Source organism: Rhodococcus phenolicus (assembly GCF_001646785.1).
Classification (GTDB): domain Bacteria; phylum Actinomycetota; class Actinomycetes; order Mycobacteriales; family Mycobacteriaceae; genus Rhodococcus; species Rhodococcus phenolicus.
In genome coordinates, this window is the sequence record NZ_LRRH01000136.1 from 1 (window position 1) to 12,997 (window position 12,997).

At 67.5% G+C, this 12,997-nt stretch carries 14 protein-coding genes and 1 pseudogene; 7 read left to right on the top strand and 8 right to left on the bottom strand.

All coding sequences use genetic code 11. The features are described from left to right. Nucleotides 1-10: 10 nt before the first annotated feature. The 4 genes and pseudogenes from A8G15_RS30185 to A8G15_RS27210 all read right to left on the bottom strand — a co-directional run. Nucleotides 11-139 (bottom strand): annotated as a pseudogene (locus A8G15_RS30185) (helix-turn-helix domain-containing protein); the annotation flags it as partial. 114 nt (nucleotides 140-253) lie between these two features. After that, entirely contained in the window at nucleotides 254-892 is a 639-nt protein-coding gene (locus tag A8G15_RS27200; protein ID WP_245688028.1) for an IclR family transcriptional regulator, read from the bottom strand. Nucleotides 893-1,089: 197 nt separating this feature from the next. Beyond that, complete coding sequence (gene bphC, locus A8G15_RS27205; RefSeq protein ID WP_068166229.1) at nucleotides 1,090-2,001, bottom strand: biphenyl-2,3-diol 1,2-dioxygenase; 912 nt, start codon at nucleotides 1,999-2,001, stop codon at nucleotides 1,090-1,092. A 29-nt stretch (nucleotides 2,002-2,030) separates the two neighbouring features. After that, nucleotides 2,031-3,203, bottom strand: coding sequence for an acyl-CoA dehydrogenase family protein (locus A8G15_RS27210; RefSeq protein WP_068166231.1), 1,173 nt, complete (start codon nucleotides 3,201-3,203; stop codon nucleotides 2,031-2,033). A gap of 213 nt (nucleotides 3,204-3,416) precedes the next feature. Here A8G15_RS27210 and A8G15_RS27215 point away from each other — a divergent pair, with 213 nt between their 5' ends. Continuing rightward, nucleotides 3,417-3,902 (top strand): nuclear transport factor 2 family protein, encoded by a 486-nt coding sequence (locus A8G15_RS27215; protein ID WP_068166232.1) that lies wholly within the window; start codon nucleotides 3,417-3,419, stop codon nucleotides 3,900-3,902. Nucleotides 3,903-3,984: 82 nt separating this feature from the next. On the opposite strand, the gene A8G15_RS27220 is transcribed toward A8G15_RS27215, so the two are convergent. Together A8G15_RS27220 and A8G15_RS27225 are read right to left on the bottom strand one after the other, a co-directional pair. Further along, complete coding sequence (locus A8G15_RS27220) at nucleotides 3,985-4,728, bottom strand: SDR family NAD(P)-dependent oxidoreductase (protein WP_068166234.1); 744 nt, start codon at nucleotides 4,726-4,728, stop codon at nucleotides 3,985-3,987. Nucleotides 4,729-4,752: 24 nt separating this feature from the next. Further along, the gene (locus tag A8G15_RS27225; protein WP_068166236.1) at nucleotides 4,753-5,676 is read right to left on the bottom strand and encodes a 3-oxoacyl-ACP reductase; all 924 of its coding nucleotides are present in this window, start codon (nucleotides 5,674-5,676) and stop codon (nucleotides 4,753-4,755) included. A 191-nt stretch (nucleotides 5,677-5,867) separates the two neighbouring features. Here A8G15_RS27225 and A8G15_RS27230 point away from each other — a divergent pair, with 191 nt between their 5' ends. Continuing rightward, nucleotides 5,868-7,460, top strand: coding sequence for an acyl-CoA synthetase (locus A8G15_RS27230; RefSeq protein WP_068166238.1), 1,593 nt, complete (start codon nucleotides 5,868-5,870; stop codon nucleotides 7,458-7,460). Between the two features lie 51 nt (nucleotides 7,461-7,511). Here the strand turns inward: A8G15_RS27230 and A8G15_RS27235 are convergent, their stop codons facing one another. Continuing rightward, nucleotides 7,512-8,150, bottom strand: coding sequence for a TetR/AcrR family transcriptional regulator (locus A8G15_RS27235; protein ID WP_068166240.1), 639 nt, complete (start codon nucleotides 8,148-8,150; stop codon nucleotides 7,512-7,514). A 283-nt stretch (nucleotides 8,151-8,433) separates the two neighbouring features. Here A8G15_RS27235 and A8G15_RS27240 point away from each other — a divergent pair, with 283 nt between their 5' ends. Genes A8G15_RS27240 through A8G15_RS27245 form a run of 3 tightly spaced genes read left to right on the top strand, consistent with a single transcriptional unit; the run spans nucleotide 8,434 to nucleotide 9,928 of the window. After that, the gene (locus tag A8G15_RS27240) at nucleotides 8,434-8,694 is read left to right on the top strand and encodes a hypothetical protein (protein ID WP_068166241.1); all 261 of its coding nucleotides are present in this window, start codon (nucleotides 8,434-8,436) and stop codon (nucleotides 8,692-8,694) included. Next, nucleotides 8,694-8,822: a hypothetical protein gene (locus A8G15_RS32290; RefSeq protein WP_281180791.1), complete on the top strand. Its 129-nt coding sequence runs from the start codon at nucleotides 8,694-8,696 to the stop codon at nucleotides 8,820-8,822. The genes A8G15_RS27240 and A8G15_RS32290 overlap by 1 nt, the downstream gene beginning before the upstream one ends. A 5-nt stretch (nucleotides 8,823-8,827) precedes the next feature. After that, complete coding sequence (locus A8G15_RS27245) at nucleotides 8,828-9,928, top strand: Rv3169 family protein (protein ID WP_068166243.1); 1,101 nt, start codon at nucleotides 8,828-8,830, stop codon at nucleotides 9,926-9,928. Nucleotides 9,929-9,976: 48 nt separating this feature from the next. Here the strand turns inward: A8G15_RS27245 and A8G15_RS27250 are convergent, their stop codons facing one another. After that, a complete protein-coding gene (locus A8G15_RS27250) occupies nucleotides 9,977-10,801 on the bottom strand; it encodes an SDR family oxidoreductase (RefSeq protein ID WP_068166245.1) in 825 nt (274 codons plus the stop codon). 273 nt (nucleotides 10,802-11,074) lie between these two features. Between A8G15_RS27250 and A8G15_RS27255 the strand changes: the two genes are divergently transcribed. After that, nucleotides 11,075-11,692: a TetR/AcrR family transcriptional regulator gene (locus A8G15_RS27255; RefSeq protein ID WP_068166267.1), complete on the top strand. Its 618-nt coding sequence runs from the start codon at nucleotides 11,075-11,077 to the stop codon at nucleotides 11,690-11,692. Between the two features lie 141 nt (nucleotides 11,693-11,833). Further along, complete coding sequence (locus A8G15_RS27260; RefSeq protein WP_068166247.1) at nucleotides 11,834-12,997, top strand: steroid 3-ketoacyl-CoA thiolase; 1,164 nt, start codon at nucleotides 11,834-11,836, stop codon at nucleotides 12,995-12,997.

Consider the following 12,997-nt stretch of genomic DNA (forward strand, 5'->3'; position numbering starts at 1 on the left):
ACTACCAGGGGCTTGACCGCGGCAGGCCGGTGCGTCTGGACAGCTCCGACAGGGTCAGATGCCCGTGGTGCTGGAATTCGTCGAGTATGTCCGACACTCGATCGATGACTGCGGCGGGGGAATCGCACCCCTTCTTCACGGGAAACCTCCGTTGATCAAGCGATCAATCAATACGACAGAACTGTAGCAGTCACTCCGCTTCGAAAAGCGAGGAATGCTGTTTCGAACCGCGGTGACCCCGGTTCCGGGACGGTCAGCTGGGCAAATCCGCCAGCTGTGCGGCCACTGCATCCGCGGCCTCGCGGACGCGCAGGATCGGATCGTCCGGGAGCTTGTTGTGGGGCCCAGCGGCCGACAGTACGGCGATCTCGCCGCCGGCGTCGAATGCGACTGCCACACAACGGATCGGAGCGCCACCGCACGCGATGCGAGTTTCCCTGTCCTCGCGACAGGCGAGCGCGGCTGCGCCCTCGACCGTCTCTGCGGCGGGCTGTCGTTCACCCGTGCGGGCGCGCTGGTCCGCTGCCGGGTGGCCCCCGATCTTTTCGAGGTAGAGCATGCTGTCGCCGTCGAGGACGGCGAGGTGCACGACGAGCCCGGTGTTCCGGCGCAGGTCGTACATCACGGGCAGGGCGGCCTGGTGGACGCGATCGTGCGCCAGCGCGAGCGCGCCGAGTTCCACCAGCTTGGACCCGAGGTGGTAGGTGGTTCCGTCACGACGGACCAGCCCCACTTCCACCAGCTGGAGCAGCATCCGATGCGCCGACGAGCGCGGGAATCCGGTGCGCCGGGCGAGTTCGGACAGCGTGAGCCCGCCGGTGTCGCGGAAGGGTTCGAGCAGCATGGTGACCCTGCCCATGACGGTGTGCGGGCTTTCGAGGGGGGATGTCACGAGGTTCTCCTGCGGGGCTGATTCGGAGTGATTGATCAATCGATCAATCAGCGACGTGACGAATCTAACCGCTGGGGCCCCGCAGGGGAAGAGGTTTGCGAAAGTTCAGCGGACGCAGGGGGCAACAGAGAAAATCGGACAGGCGCATCCCTCTCGGGGGAGCGCCTGTCCGATTCGCTCGCGCAGGTGACGACGGATCAGCCGGCGACCGGGACGAATGCCTTCAAAGGTTCGGACCCGGTTTGATCGTGACCCCAGTACGCGTCCGCGGTGATCTCCTCCGACGTGTAGTGCTTCTCGTCGACGAGCATGCCCGCGGTACCGAACTCGAGGTCCCATCCGCCGGGTGCGCGGACATAGAACGAAATCATCTTGTCGTTGGTGTGCCGGCCGAGTGTCGACGATATCGAGAACTCCATCCGGTTGACGCGGTCCAGCGCCTGACCGACTGCGTCGAGGGTGTCGACCTCGGTCATCAGGTGCACCAGACCCGGCTCCTCCGTCGGCGGCGCCGGGCACAGGGCGAGGGCATGGTGCCGCTCGTTGATGCCGAGGAAGCGCACCCGGCTCAGGCCGTCCTCGTCGAGGCGAATCGAGCCGCGCGGCAGGAAGCCCAGCACCTGCGTGTAGAACTCGTACGTCGCGTCGAAGTTCGCGGACGGCAGCACGACGTGGCCGAGGCCGAGGCCGCCGGTGACCCAGCGCCCGCCGAACGGTGTCACCACGGGGCTGTGATCGAGCACGGGGCCGTAGAACACCTCGAGCCGGGTTCCGGCCGGGTCGTCGAACGCGATGGCACCTTCCGCATCGAGGTAGGTTGCTTCCTTCCTCGTCAGCACCTCGACCGACCGCCCGGACTTCTCGACGGCCTCGCGCACTCGTTCGAGTGCGAACTCGTCACGCACCTCCCAGCCGACCGCGAGCGCCTTGTCGGAATCGCCCGGCAGCACCGCGATGCGGGCACGCCGTTCGTCGACCCGGACATACAGGCCGTCGGCCTCGGGGCCGGAGCCGACGGCCATGCCGAGACCGTCCACGAGGAGTTCACGCCAGCGCGGGATGTCCTGGGTCTGGATGCGGAGGTAGCCGAGACCTCTCAGTTCTGTCATGAGTGTCTTCCTCGAATGCGAAAGGGGGGTCAGATCATTGCGCGGTAGGCGCCCTGCGGGTCGCCACCGAGCTGGGTGAGGGCAGCGGAGTGGTAGATCAATCCGGGCACATGGATGGCGTGGGTGAGGCCGACGTGGGCGTCGCGCCAGAACCGCTGCATCGGGGTCTTGCGGTGCACGGCCGCACCGCCGGCCCGGGCGAAGATCTCGTCCATCGCGCGGACCGCGCGCCAGGCCGAGGAGATCTGGGTGCGCCGGCCGACGGCACGCTCCTCGAAGCCGATCTCCTCGCCCCGGTCCGTCTTGTCCCAGAACCGGTCGACGGTTTCGAGCAGCGTGACACGCGCCGCGTCGATCTCGGCGGCGGCCTCGCTGATCGCGTACAGCACGTAGGGGTCTTCCTTGATCGGGATACCCGAGACCTGGACGCGTTCCTTCTGCGCCGCGATGTAACAGCCCAGCGCACCTTCGGTCATGCCGATCAGCGACGACGTGATGCCCAGCGGGAAGATGTACGAGAACGGGAACTTGTACAGGGTCTCGTCACGGCCGGCGTGGCGCCAGCCGTTGCCGCTCAGGACGATGTCGGCGTCGATCGTGCGGTACTCGGGAATGAACGCGTCCTCGACGATCAGATCCTTCGAGCCGGTGCCGCGCAGTCCGATGACGTCCCAGCTGTCCGGATCGATGTCGTAGTCGGAGCGGGGCAGCAGGACGTGCAGGACCTTGTCGGTGCGGTTTCCGTCCTTGTCGCCGACGGCTGCGCCGATCATGATCCAGCCGCAGTGGTCGGTGCCGGACGAGAACGCCCAGCGCCCGTTGAGGACGTATCCGCCGTCCACCGGGACCGCGACACCCATCGGCGCGTACGGCGAGGCCATCCACATGTCGCCGTCCTCGCCCCAGATCTCCTCCTGAGCGCGGGTGTCGAAGAACGTGAGCTCCCAGGGGTGGACACCGACGATGCCCGCTACCCAGCCGGTGGCACCGTCGAGCGCGCCGATGGCCATCACGGTCTCGGCGAACTCGCGCGGGTGCGCTTCCTGGCCGCCGAACTCCTTCGGCTGGAACATTCGGATGACACCGGATTCACGGAGCCGCTTGGCGGAGGTGTCGGGCAGGCGCATGAGCGTGTCGCCCACAGCGCCTTCCGCGCGGATCTCGTCCGCGTGCTGCATGATTCTGTCCAATGTATGGCCCATGGGGAACCTTCCCGGAACTCGAAGAGAGGAAATCGAAACGGCTTACGCATCTGGCCGGATGTGCTGTTCGAACAGTCCCAGGGACGAATGTGACGCCGCTCCCTGTTTTCCGCTGAACGGAACTCCCGGCACGCGATCGGCCCTCGACGGGTAGAACAGGATCCGCCCCGGCAGCGCTCAGCGCGCGTGCCCGCACAGTCAGGACGGAGCGATATGACCGACACCGCAGAATTGGTGGCCTCCCTGCTCGAACGCGTTCAGCTTCTCGAGGACAAAGCGGCGATCCAGGAGGTGCTCACGGCATACGGGCCCGCCGTGGACGCCGGGGACGCGGACGCCGTCGCCGAGCTGTGGGCCGAGGACGCCGTCTACGACATCGACATCCGGGTCATGCGGGGCCGCGACGAGATCACCGAGATGGTGCGCACCCGCCCTCATCAGGACTACATCAGCGAGGGCTGCGGTCACCTTCTCGATCCGGTCCACATCCGGGTGGACGGCGACACCGCTGCCGCGACGTGCCATTCGTTGCTGCTGCGCCGCAACGTCGATTCCGATTCGTTCCGGGTGTGGCGCGTGACTGCCAACCGATTCGATCTCGCCCGTATCGACGGGAAGTGGAAGATCAAGCGCCGCACCGCGCGTGTGCTCGACGGCAGCGCGGAGGCCAGGGAACTGTTGGCTCGCGCATCTCGCTGACTCCGGCGATCGTCCCTCGACGAGTTCGGCCCCCGGCGGAAGCCGGGGGCCGAACTCGTGAACGTGCGAATCGAGCGGGGGCTCAGCGCAATTTGATGCTGCCGCCGTCGACCATCAGGGTCTGGCCGGTCATGTAGCTCGCGTCCGCGCTCGCGAGGAACACCGCGACCCGGCCGATGTCGGACTCGGGATCACCGAACCGGTGCAGCGGGGTCTTCGCCAGCAGCACCTCCTCGATGCCGGGGTTGGCCTCGATGTACGCCTTGACGCCCTCGGTCGCCGCCAGCGGCGAGATGATGTTCACGTTGACATTGTCCGCCGCCCACTCGTTGGCGGCGACACGGCTGATCGCGCGGATCGCCTCTTTCGCGGCCGCGTACGACGCCTGCGTCGCCTGGCCCTCGATCCCCGCGCCGGACGCGAAGTTGATCACCGAACCCTGGTTCGCGGCCAGCTGGGCGTGCGCGGCCTTCATCAGCCAGAACGTCGGGTAGAACCCGGTCCCGAAGGACAGGTCGAGCATCTCCTGGGTGGTCTCGAGGAGAGGTGCCTGCCGGGACGCGTGCGCGTTGTTGACCAGGACATCGACCTTGCCGAACTCCTCGAGCGCGGCCGCGACGATCGCCGACGCGTTCTCCTCCTTCGAGATGTCGGCGTTCAGGAACTTCCCGGCGCCGCCGAGTTCCTTCTCCAGGGCCGCTCCGGCATCGTCGTCGATGTCGACGAACAGGACCTCGGCACCCTCCTTGACGAACGCCCGGACGATGCCGCGTCCGATACCGCCGGCGCCGCCGGTGACGATCGCAACCTTGTCTGCAAGCCTCATGTTCCGCTCCTTCGTGGGAGGTGGTCAGTCGACGGCGAGCGCGGCCTTCTCCAGTTCGGCCACACCGTAGGCAGAGTACGTCTCGTACTTGCCGCGACCGGTGAAGTAGGTCGACAGCTGCTCGTCGAGTTCGTCGACGGTGAACTCGGAGCCTGCTGCGTCGAAGCGGTTCTCGACCTTCGGAGCCGCCATGAGCGCGACCATCTTGCCGTAGACCACGAACACCTGGCCGGTGATCTCGTGGGAGGCGGGGGAGGCCAGGTAGGACACCAGGGTCGCGACGCGCTCGGGAGCGAGCGGATCGAGTCCGGTGGTGACGGCGTCCGCCTCGCCGAACGCCTCGGCGGTCATGGCGGTCCGGGCGCGCGGGCAGATCGCGTTGGCGGTGACGCCGTAGCGGGCGAGGCCCTGCGAGGTGGACAGGGTCAGTGCAGTGATGCCCGCCTTGGCCGCCGAGTAGTTGGGCTGGCCCGCGGATCCGAACAGGAACGCCTCGGAGGAGGTGTTGACGACGCGGCCGTACACGGGACCGCCCTGCTCCTTGCTGAGGTTCCGCCAGTGGACGGCGGCGGCGTGCGACGTCGCGGCGTGACCCTTGAGATGGACGCGGATCACGTCGTCCCAGTCGGACTCCGCGAGGTTGAAGATCATCTTGTCGCGGAGGATTCCGGCGTTGTTGACGAGGATGTCGAACGAGCCGAAGTTCTTCACGGCCTCCTCGATCATGCGGCCGCCGAGCGACCAGTCGGAGACGTCACCGGTGACGGCGATGGCCCGGCCGCCGGCCGCGGTGATCTCGTCGGCGACATCGTGCGCGGCCGTGCCCATGTCGTTGACGACGACCGCGGCGCCCGCGGCGGCGAGAGCGAGCGCCTCGGCGCGACCGAGTCCTGCGCCGGCCCCGGTGACGACTGCGGTGCGGCCGGCCAAACTGACTGATTCACCCATGCGAACTCTCCTGTGTGCGGTTGCCGCGGGACGCAACGCCCCCGAGCAGAATTAGTATTGATTCTAGTTTGTGGGGTCGGTGGCGTGCCCGGCCGGATTCCGTCCCACTGGCCGGGAGTGGCCGGGATCACTCCATCGCGGGGTGACACCGTGTCCGCACGGTTGCAACCACTGCGTCAGAAGGATTGTCGATGTCGCTGAACCTGGCGGACCTGTTCGAAGCCATCGCCGATGCCGTCCCGGATCGCACGGCGCTCATCTGCGGGGACGGCCGCCTCACCTACCGCGAACTCGATGCCGGCGCCAACCGGCTCGCTCATCATCTGACGAGTGCGGGGATCGTCGCCGGCGACCACATCGGTCTGTACATGCGCAACAGCACCGAATTCGTCGAGGCGCTCTTGGCGATCCTGAAGATCCGGGCCGTTCCGATCAACATCAACTATCGCTACGTCGACGCCGAGCTGGCCTACTTGTTCGCCAACGCCGAACTCGCCGCCGTCGTCGCCGACGGGGAGTTCGCGGCCAGGACCGCTGCGGTGCTGCCGCGTACGCCGACGGTCCGGCACGTCGTCACCGTGGGGCCGGCTGCCGATGTCGACTGGGACACCGTCACCACCGCCGACTTCCACAAGGCCGTCGCCGCGCAATCCGGCGAGCGTGATTTCGCGCCCCGTAGCGGCGACGACCGGTTCATCATCTATACCGGTGGCACCACCGGCATGCCCAAGGGTGTGATGTGGCGTGCCGAGGACTTCTTCCACGCTGCCCTGTCGGGCGGTAATCCGATGGGCGATCCGCACTCCGACATCGCGTCGGTTGCGGCGCAGGCCGCGAACATGCCGGCGATGACCTGGATGCTGACCGCGCCGCTGATCCACGGCGCCGCGATGTACAGCATGTTCAGTGCTTTCTGCCTGGGCACCTCACAGGTCGTGGTGCCGTCGTTCGAGGCGAAGAAAGTTCTCGCGCTCATCGAGCGCGAGCGTGTGATGACGATGACCATCGTCGGCGACGCGATGGCCCGTCCGCTCGCCGACGCGATCGCCGAGCACGGCGCCGAATACGACCTGAGCTCGCTGTTCGTCGTCGGCTCCGGTGGCGCGCTGTTCTCGAAGAACGTGCGCGAGCAGCTCGTCTCGCTGCTGCCGAACGTCATGGTGCGCGACGGATTCGGATCGTCCGAGTCCGGGATCGACGGCGACCTCTCGATCGGTGAGGACGGCCGGATGCGGATCGCCGCGAAGCCGACCGTCAAGGTCGTCGACGAGCGGATGCGCCCGATCGAACCGGGTTCCGGCGAGATCGGCTACATCGCTCGCGCCGGGCACGTGCCGCTCGGCTACTGGGGTGACCCGGAGAAGACCGCGGCGACGTTCCCCGTCATCGACGGTGTCCGGATGTCGATCCTCGGCGACATGGCGAGTGTCGACGAGGACGGAACGATCGTGCTGCTCGGTCGCGGTTCGATGTGCATCAACACCGGTGGGGAGAAGGTGTACCCGGAAGAGGTGGAGATGGCGATCAAGAGCCACCCGTCCGTGATGGACGTGCTCGTCGCGGGAGTGGAGGACGAACGGTACGGACAGCGCGTCGGAGCCGTGGTGCAGGCACGCGAGGGACACCGGGTGCCCGAGCTCGACGAGTTGATCGCGCACGTCGCCGAACGGATCGCCCGGTACAAGGTTCCACGCGTGGTCGTCGGGGTCGACTCGATCGTGCGCTCGCCCGCGGGCAAGGCCGACTACCGTTGGGCCAAGACAACTCTCGAAGCACAGAAATAGCCGGCCGCCGGGTGCGGTCGCGTGTGGATTCCGCGGCCGCACCCGGACCGTTCACCGGGGGACGAGTGAGTCGGCGGCAAAACGTGCTGCCCGGTCGAAGCTCTCGGTGCCGTCGTCGTCGGGATTCTGTCGCCAGTGCCGCAGCGTCGAGACGTACACGGCGCCGACCATCTGCGCGAGGAACGGCAGCGGGTGGTCGGCGCGGACCTCACCGCGTTCGAGCCCGGGTGCCAGGAGTCGCTGCATCTGCTCGTCGAACAGTTGCGTGCGGTCGCCGCTCGTTTCCGGCGTGGCCAGATCCCGTTCCAGCTCGCCGGTGACCGCGCGCATGTAGCCGGGATGCCGTCGGGATTCGCGCGCGAAGTCGGCGAAGACGCCCGCGATCCGTTCCGCAGTGGTGATGTCCCTCGCGAGCAACTCGTCGATCAGCGTCGCCAGGGACTCCATGTGGGTCGCGTGCAGGGCGCCGATCAGGTCGTCCTTGCTGGGGAAGTAGTTGAAAACCGTTGCGCGGGAGACACCGGCGAGGTCGGCGATGTCCTCGATGGTCGAGCCGGTGACGCCGCGTTCGGCGAACAGCCGTCTGGCCGCGTCCAACATGCGCCGGCGGGTCTGCAGCTTGTTGTGCTCCCGCCGACCGGGAACACCGCGCAGCCGAGCGGCGCTCCCGGGTGCTGTGTGCTCGCTCATCGGATCCGCATCTTTCGGTGTCGGGCGTCTCGTTCGCCGAATGCGGGGGTGAGGCGCGAAGTCGTTGTCAGCGTAGAAGTTCGAGCGGATCTGCGAGAAATCTGTGGAACAGGTTCCAAAAACTTGGACTGGCGTCTATCTTTGTCGCAGGGTCGGGCAACAGGGATGAACGGATGGTGTGGGGGCGCACGCGTGCCCGCTCCGCGGTGCTGCTCGTGGGAGATCGTCGCGGGTCGAACGGTGCCGCACGGCTCACCTCGTCACGGAAACCGGAGGTAGGGGCATGACCGCCGAGAGTGTGGTGCCCGAGGGCGCCGAGCAGGACATCAAGACCACCGACATCGACCTGGACGAGCTGCGCGAACAGCTCCAGGGTTGGCTCGGCGATCGTCCCGGCACCGATACACCGCCGCGCCTGTACAACCTGAAGAGGCCGGAACACTCGGGAATGTCCAGCATTTCGGTGCTGTTCGATCTCGACTGGACGAAGTCCGCGACCTCGGCTTCCACCTCGTGTAGGCCGCGCTTGGTCACGGCATCGTGATGTCGCAGATCATGCGCCGTCGCGTGCATTTCGGTGAGATGGAGTTCCCCGCCGACCCCGATCACCTGGTGCTCCATCAGGCGATGCTCGCGCAGTTGATCGACGAGTCCTACGACTGGGAGAAGTAGCACTGATGAAACCCGTTCAGCTCGACGAATACCCGGTGCACCAGGCGCCGCTGTCGCTGGGTCGCGTGTCGTCCACGGACCGGAACTTCTACGACCGCAATTATTTCAACGCCCACGACCGCACCGGCGACATCTTCCTGATCTCCGGCTTCGGTGTCTATCCGAACCTGAGTGTCGTCGACGCGTTCGTCACCGTGCGGCACGGCGATTCGCAGATCGCGGTGCGCTTCTCGGACGCGCTCGGCGAGCGCTCGATGGAGAGCAAGGTCGGCGGCTACCGCCTCGAGGTCGTCGAGCCGCTGCAGAAGATCCGCGTGATCTGCGAGCACGACGAACTCTCGTGCGACATCACCTGGGACGGTTCGTTTCCGGCGGTTCTCGAGGAAGCACACGTTCTCATGTCGGGCCCGCGCCCGATTCTCGACGCATCCCGTTTCGCGCAGGTCGGCAGCTGGTCCGGCACCCTGGTCGTGCAGGGCGAGGACATCACCATCGATCCCGGCACGTGGTTGGGCACGCGCGACCGCTCGTGGGGCATCCGCCCGGTCGGTGAGCCGGATCCGCAGGGACGCTGGACCTACGAGAACCGAGGCGGCCACTACTGGACGTACGTACCGCTGCGCTTCGACGACTTCGCACTGATGGTCATCGTGCAGGAGTCGCAGGACGGTCACCGCACCCTCAACCACGCCACCCGTGTCTTCGCCGACGGCCGCGTCGAGCAACTCGGCTGGCCCCGCGTCGAGGTGAACTATCGCAGCGGAACCCGCCACCCCGAGTCCGCGCGGCTGCACCTGACCACACCGAAGGGCGAACCCCTCGTCGTGGACATCGAGAACCTGGGTTTCATCTCGCTCAGCCACGGCGCCGGCTACGGCGGCGACCCGGAGTGGACGCACGGTGAATGGAAGGGCGAGAACTGGTCGTCGTCCTCCGTCGTGGACACCACGAGCGAGGATTTCCGCGCCCGGCTTCCGTTCTCCACGATCGATCACATCGCGAAGGCGACGCTCGACGGTCGGGTGGGCTGGGGCATGTTCGAGCACGCGGTCATGGGACGCCACGATCCGTCGGGCTTCACCGGCTGGCTGGACATGGCTCCGTGAGAAGGGGCGGTGCGGTGACGAGCCCACCGCACCGCCCCTGTCGATTCGTCAGTCCTGGTGTGTCTGCGCGGCCATCGCGGCCAGCGCCGGCGCGATGAACGTGCGATGGACGTATGCGCCGAAGCCGCCGTCGACGGGAAGATCCGCGCCGCTGATCCAGGTGGACTCGGACGACGCGAGGAACAGCAGGGCATCGGCGATCTCCTCGGCGCGACCGTGCCGGCCCGCCCACGCCGCCGCACCGTCGATGGTCTCCGCGCCCATCGTCGCGGTGAAGTCCTTCAGCAGCGGCGTGCCGATCGTGCCGGGGGAGACGCTGTTCGACCGCAGCCCGGTCGCCTTGCCTTCGACGGCGAGATTGCCGGACCAGATGATCGCGGCTTCCTTCGACAGGCTGTAGCACGCGCCCTCGATGCCCGGGTGATCCGCGAAGGAGTCGAGCGCCGCGTCCCAGTCGTCGATCGCGAGGAACTCGTTGAGCAGGTCGTAGTGTTGCTGCCACATGAACCCGGCCTGTGACGCGGTCGTGACGACGGTGGCGTCGGCGGTGAACTTCGGCTGCAGCGCGCGTGTCAGGTCGCGTGGGGCGAGGGTGTTGATCGACAGGACGGTGCGCCACGGCAGCGTCGCGGCGACACCCGCGTTGTTGAGGAGCGAGTCGATCGGGCCGTCGATCTGCTCGGCGATCGCGAGGACTCCGGCGTACGTCGACAGGTCGCCCACCACCATGCGGGAGACCGCCGGGTCGGTGCTCGCGACCCGGTCGACACCGATCACGGTGGCGCCCTGGGCGGCGAGCTTGGTGACGGCGGCGGCGCCGACACCGGACGAGCAGCCGGTGACGACGACGGTCTTGCCGGAGAAGTCGGGCATGAAAGTGCTCCTTGTGATGGCTACGGGCGCCGGTCGGCGGTCCCGGCGCGGTGCGTCGATTCGTGGACCGAAACCGAACCGGTGTGGCTACCGTAACACTTACGGGTGTTGTCGATACGGCAATTTGTCCAGTGCTACAGGCGATCTCGTGTACTTCTGTGACCGGCCGAGGGTGGTTCTCACTCACCGGAACGGTTGCGCTCGGCCCCAGTGGGAGGTGCGAGACTGGGCGTTCGATCTTCGTCCGAGGTGGACGAGATGAGGGGGCGGAAGATGCCGAGAATCGCGTCGGCACGAGACGCTGCCGAGCCCAGTTCGGCGGAGCAGCGCGCGCGGCACGGCCGCATCCTGAGGGCGGCGGCGTACCTGGGTGCCGAGCACGACCTCGAACGTGTCCAGATGCACGAGGTCGCGAAGCTCGCCGGCGTTGCGATCGGCACCCTGTACCGTTATTTCCCGTCCAAGACGCACCTGTTCGTCGCGGTGATGGTCGACCGGATCGAGCGCATGGCGTTTTCGCTCGCGCACCGGTCGCAGGTGCCCCTGTCCTGCGCGGACGCGGTGTACGAAGCTCTGGTCGGGGCCACGCAGGCACTGCTGCGCACGCCGCTGTTGGCGACCGCGATGATCCAGTCGGCGGCAACGTCGAACGCGGCGTCGATTCCCGACGTCGCCAAGATCGACCGGCAGTTCGAGCGGATGCTGCTCGATGCCGCGGGGATCGGCGATCCGACGGTCCAGGACGCGACCGCGCTCCGGCTGGTGGTGGCGTTGTGGTTCGGGCTCGTTCAGGCTGCCCTCAACGGGCGTACCTCGATTCCCGAGCTCGAGTCGGATCTGCGGGTCGCGTGCGAGAAGCTCCTCGCGGACATGTCCGTGTTCGTCGTGTAGGTCCGGCTCGGCACGGGTCCGGTTCCGTGTGACCCCCGGTCCGCGTCCTGACCAGCGCGGTCCCGCTCGGTGAGATGGGCGGCGGAGTGCGACATCCAGAGAAATAGAATCAATTCCAGTATTCGGACAGAGGGAGTGGACATGAGCAACGTCGTCATCGTCGAGGCCGCGCGGGCGCCGATCGGCCGTCGTCGCGGGCAGCTGTCCGGAGTGCACCCGGCGGTCCTGCTCGGCGCCGCCCAGAAGGCGGTCCTCGACCGGAGCGGCCTGTCCGCCGACCGGATCGGCCAGCTCGTCGGCGGTGTCGTCACCCAGGCGGGCGAACAGTCCAACAACGTGACCCGGCAGGCATGGCTGCACTCGGGTCTGCCGTACCGGACCGCCGCCACCACCATCGACTGCGCCTGCGGCTCGTCACAGCAGGCCGTCCACATGGTCGCCGGGCTCATCGCCTCCGGCCAGATCGACGCCGGGATCGGCTGCGGCGTCGAAGTGATGAGCCGGGTGTTCCTCGGTCAGGCCAACGCGCCCGGCACCGGCAACCCCTACCCGGACGACTGGACCGTCGACATGGGCGACCAGTTCACCTCCGCCGAACGGATCGCGGCCCACCGCGGCATCACCCGCGCCGATGTCGACGCGTTCGGGCTGGAGTCGCAGCGGCGCGCCGCTGCCGCCTGGAACGAAGGCCGCTTCGACCGCGAGATCGTGCCGGTGGACGCGCCCGTCGTCACCAAGGAGGGCGAACCCACCGGTGAGGTCGCGACCGTCACGCGCGACGGCGGCCTGCGCGACACCACCGCGGAGGGGCTGGCCGGCCTGAAGCCGGTGATCGACGGCGGAATCCATACCGCGGGCAACTCGTCACAGGTCAGCGACGGCGCGGCCGCGGTCATGCTGATGAGCGAGGACAAGGCCCGCGAGGCCGGTCTGCGCCCGCGCGCCCGGATCCTGGCGTCCACCCTCGTCGGCTCGGACCCCTTCTTCCACCTCGACGGCCCCATCGACTCCACCCGGGATGTGCTCGGGCGCACCGGAATGTCGTTGTCGGACATCGACATCGTCGAGATCAACGAGGCGTTCGCGTCCGTCGTGCTGTCGTGGGCCCAGGTGCTCGAGGCCGACATGAGCAAGGTCAACGTCAACGGTGGTGCCATCGCGCTGGGCCACCCGGTCGGCTCCACCGGGGCCCGGCTCATCACCAGCGCCCTGCACGAACTCGAACGCTCGGATCGCTCCACCGCTCTGGTCACCATGTGCGCGGGCGGAGCCCTGTCGACCGCCACGATCATCGAGCGCATCTAG

What these genes read in the sequence shown, in the direction of transcription:
- bphC (WP_068166229.1), bottom strand. Translation starts at nt 2,001, where the DNA reads ATGACAGAACTGAGAGGTCTCGGCTACCTCCGCATCCAGACCCAGGAC.
- A8G15_RS27210 (WP_068166231.1), bottom strand. Translation starts at nt 3,203, where the DNA reads ATGGGCCATACATTGGACAGAATCATGCAGCACGCGGACGAGATCCGC.
- A8G15_RS27215 (WP_068166232.1), top strand. Translation starts at nt 3,417, where the DNA reads ATGACCGACACCGCAGAATTGGTGGCCTCCCTGCTCGAACGCGTTCAG.
- A8G15_RS27220 (WP_068166234.1), bottom strand. Translation starts at nt 4,728, where the DNA reads ATGAGGCTTGCAGACAAGGTTGCGATCGTCACCGGCGGCGCCGGCGGT.
- A8G15_RS27225 (WP_068166236.1), bottom strand. Translation starts at nt 5,676, where the DNA reads ATGGGTGAATCAGTCAGTTTGGCCGGCCGCACCGCAGTCGTCACCGGG.
- A8G15_RS27230 (WP_068166238.1), top strand. Translation starts at nt 5,868, where the DNA reads ATGTCGCTGAACCTGGCGGACCTGTTCGAAGCCATCGCCGATGCCGTC.
- A8G15_RS27235 (WP_068166240.1), bottom strand. Translation starts at nt 8,150, where the DNA reads ATGAGCGAGCACACAGCACCCGGGAGCGCCGCTCGGCTGCGCGGTGTT.
- A8G15_RS27240 (WP_068166241.1), top strand. Translation starts at nt 8,434, where the DNA reads ATGACCGCCGAGAGTGTGGTGCCCGAGGGCGCCGAGCAGGACATCAAG.
- A8G15_RS32290 (WP_281180791.1), top strand. Translation starts at nt 8,694, where the DNA reads ATGTCGCAGATCATGCGCCGTCGCGTGCATTTCGGTGAGATGGAGTTC.
- A8G15_RS27245 (WP_068166243.1), top strand. Translation starts at nt 8,828, where the DNA reads ATGAAACCCGTTCAGCTCGACGAATACCCGGTGCACCAGGCGCCGCTG.
- A8G15_RS27250 (WP_068166245.1), bottom strand. Translation starts at nt 10,801, where the DNA reads ATGCCCGACTTCTCCGGCAAGACCGTCGTCGTCACCGGCTGCTCGTCC.
- A8G15_RS27255 (WP_068166267.1), top strand. Translation starts at nt 11,075, where the DNA reads ATGCCGAGAATCGCGTCGGCACGAGACGCTGCCGAGCCCAGTTCGGCG.
- A8G15_RS27260 (WP_068166247.1), top strand. Translation starts at nt 11,834, where the DNA reads ATGAGCAACGTCGTCATCGTCGAGGCCGCGCGGGCGCCGATCGGCCGT.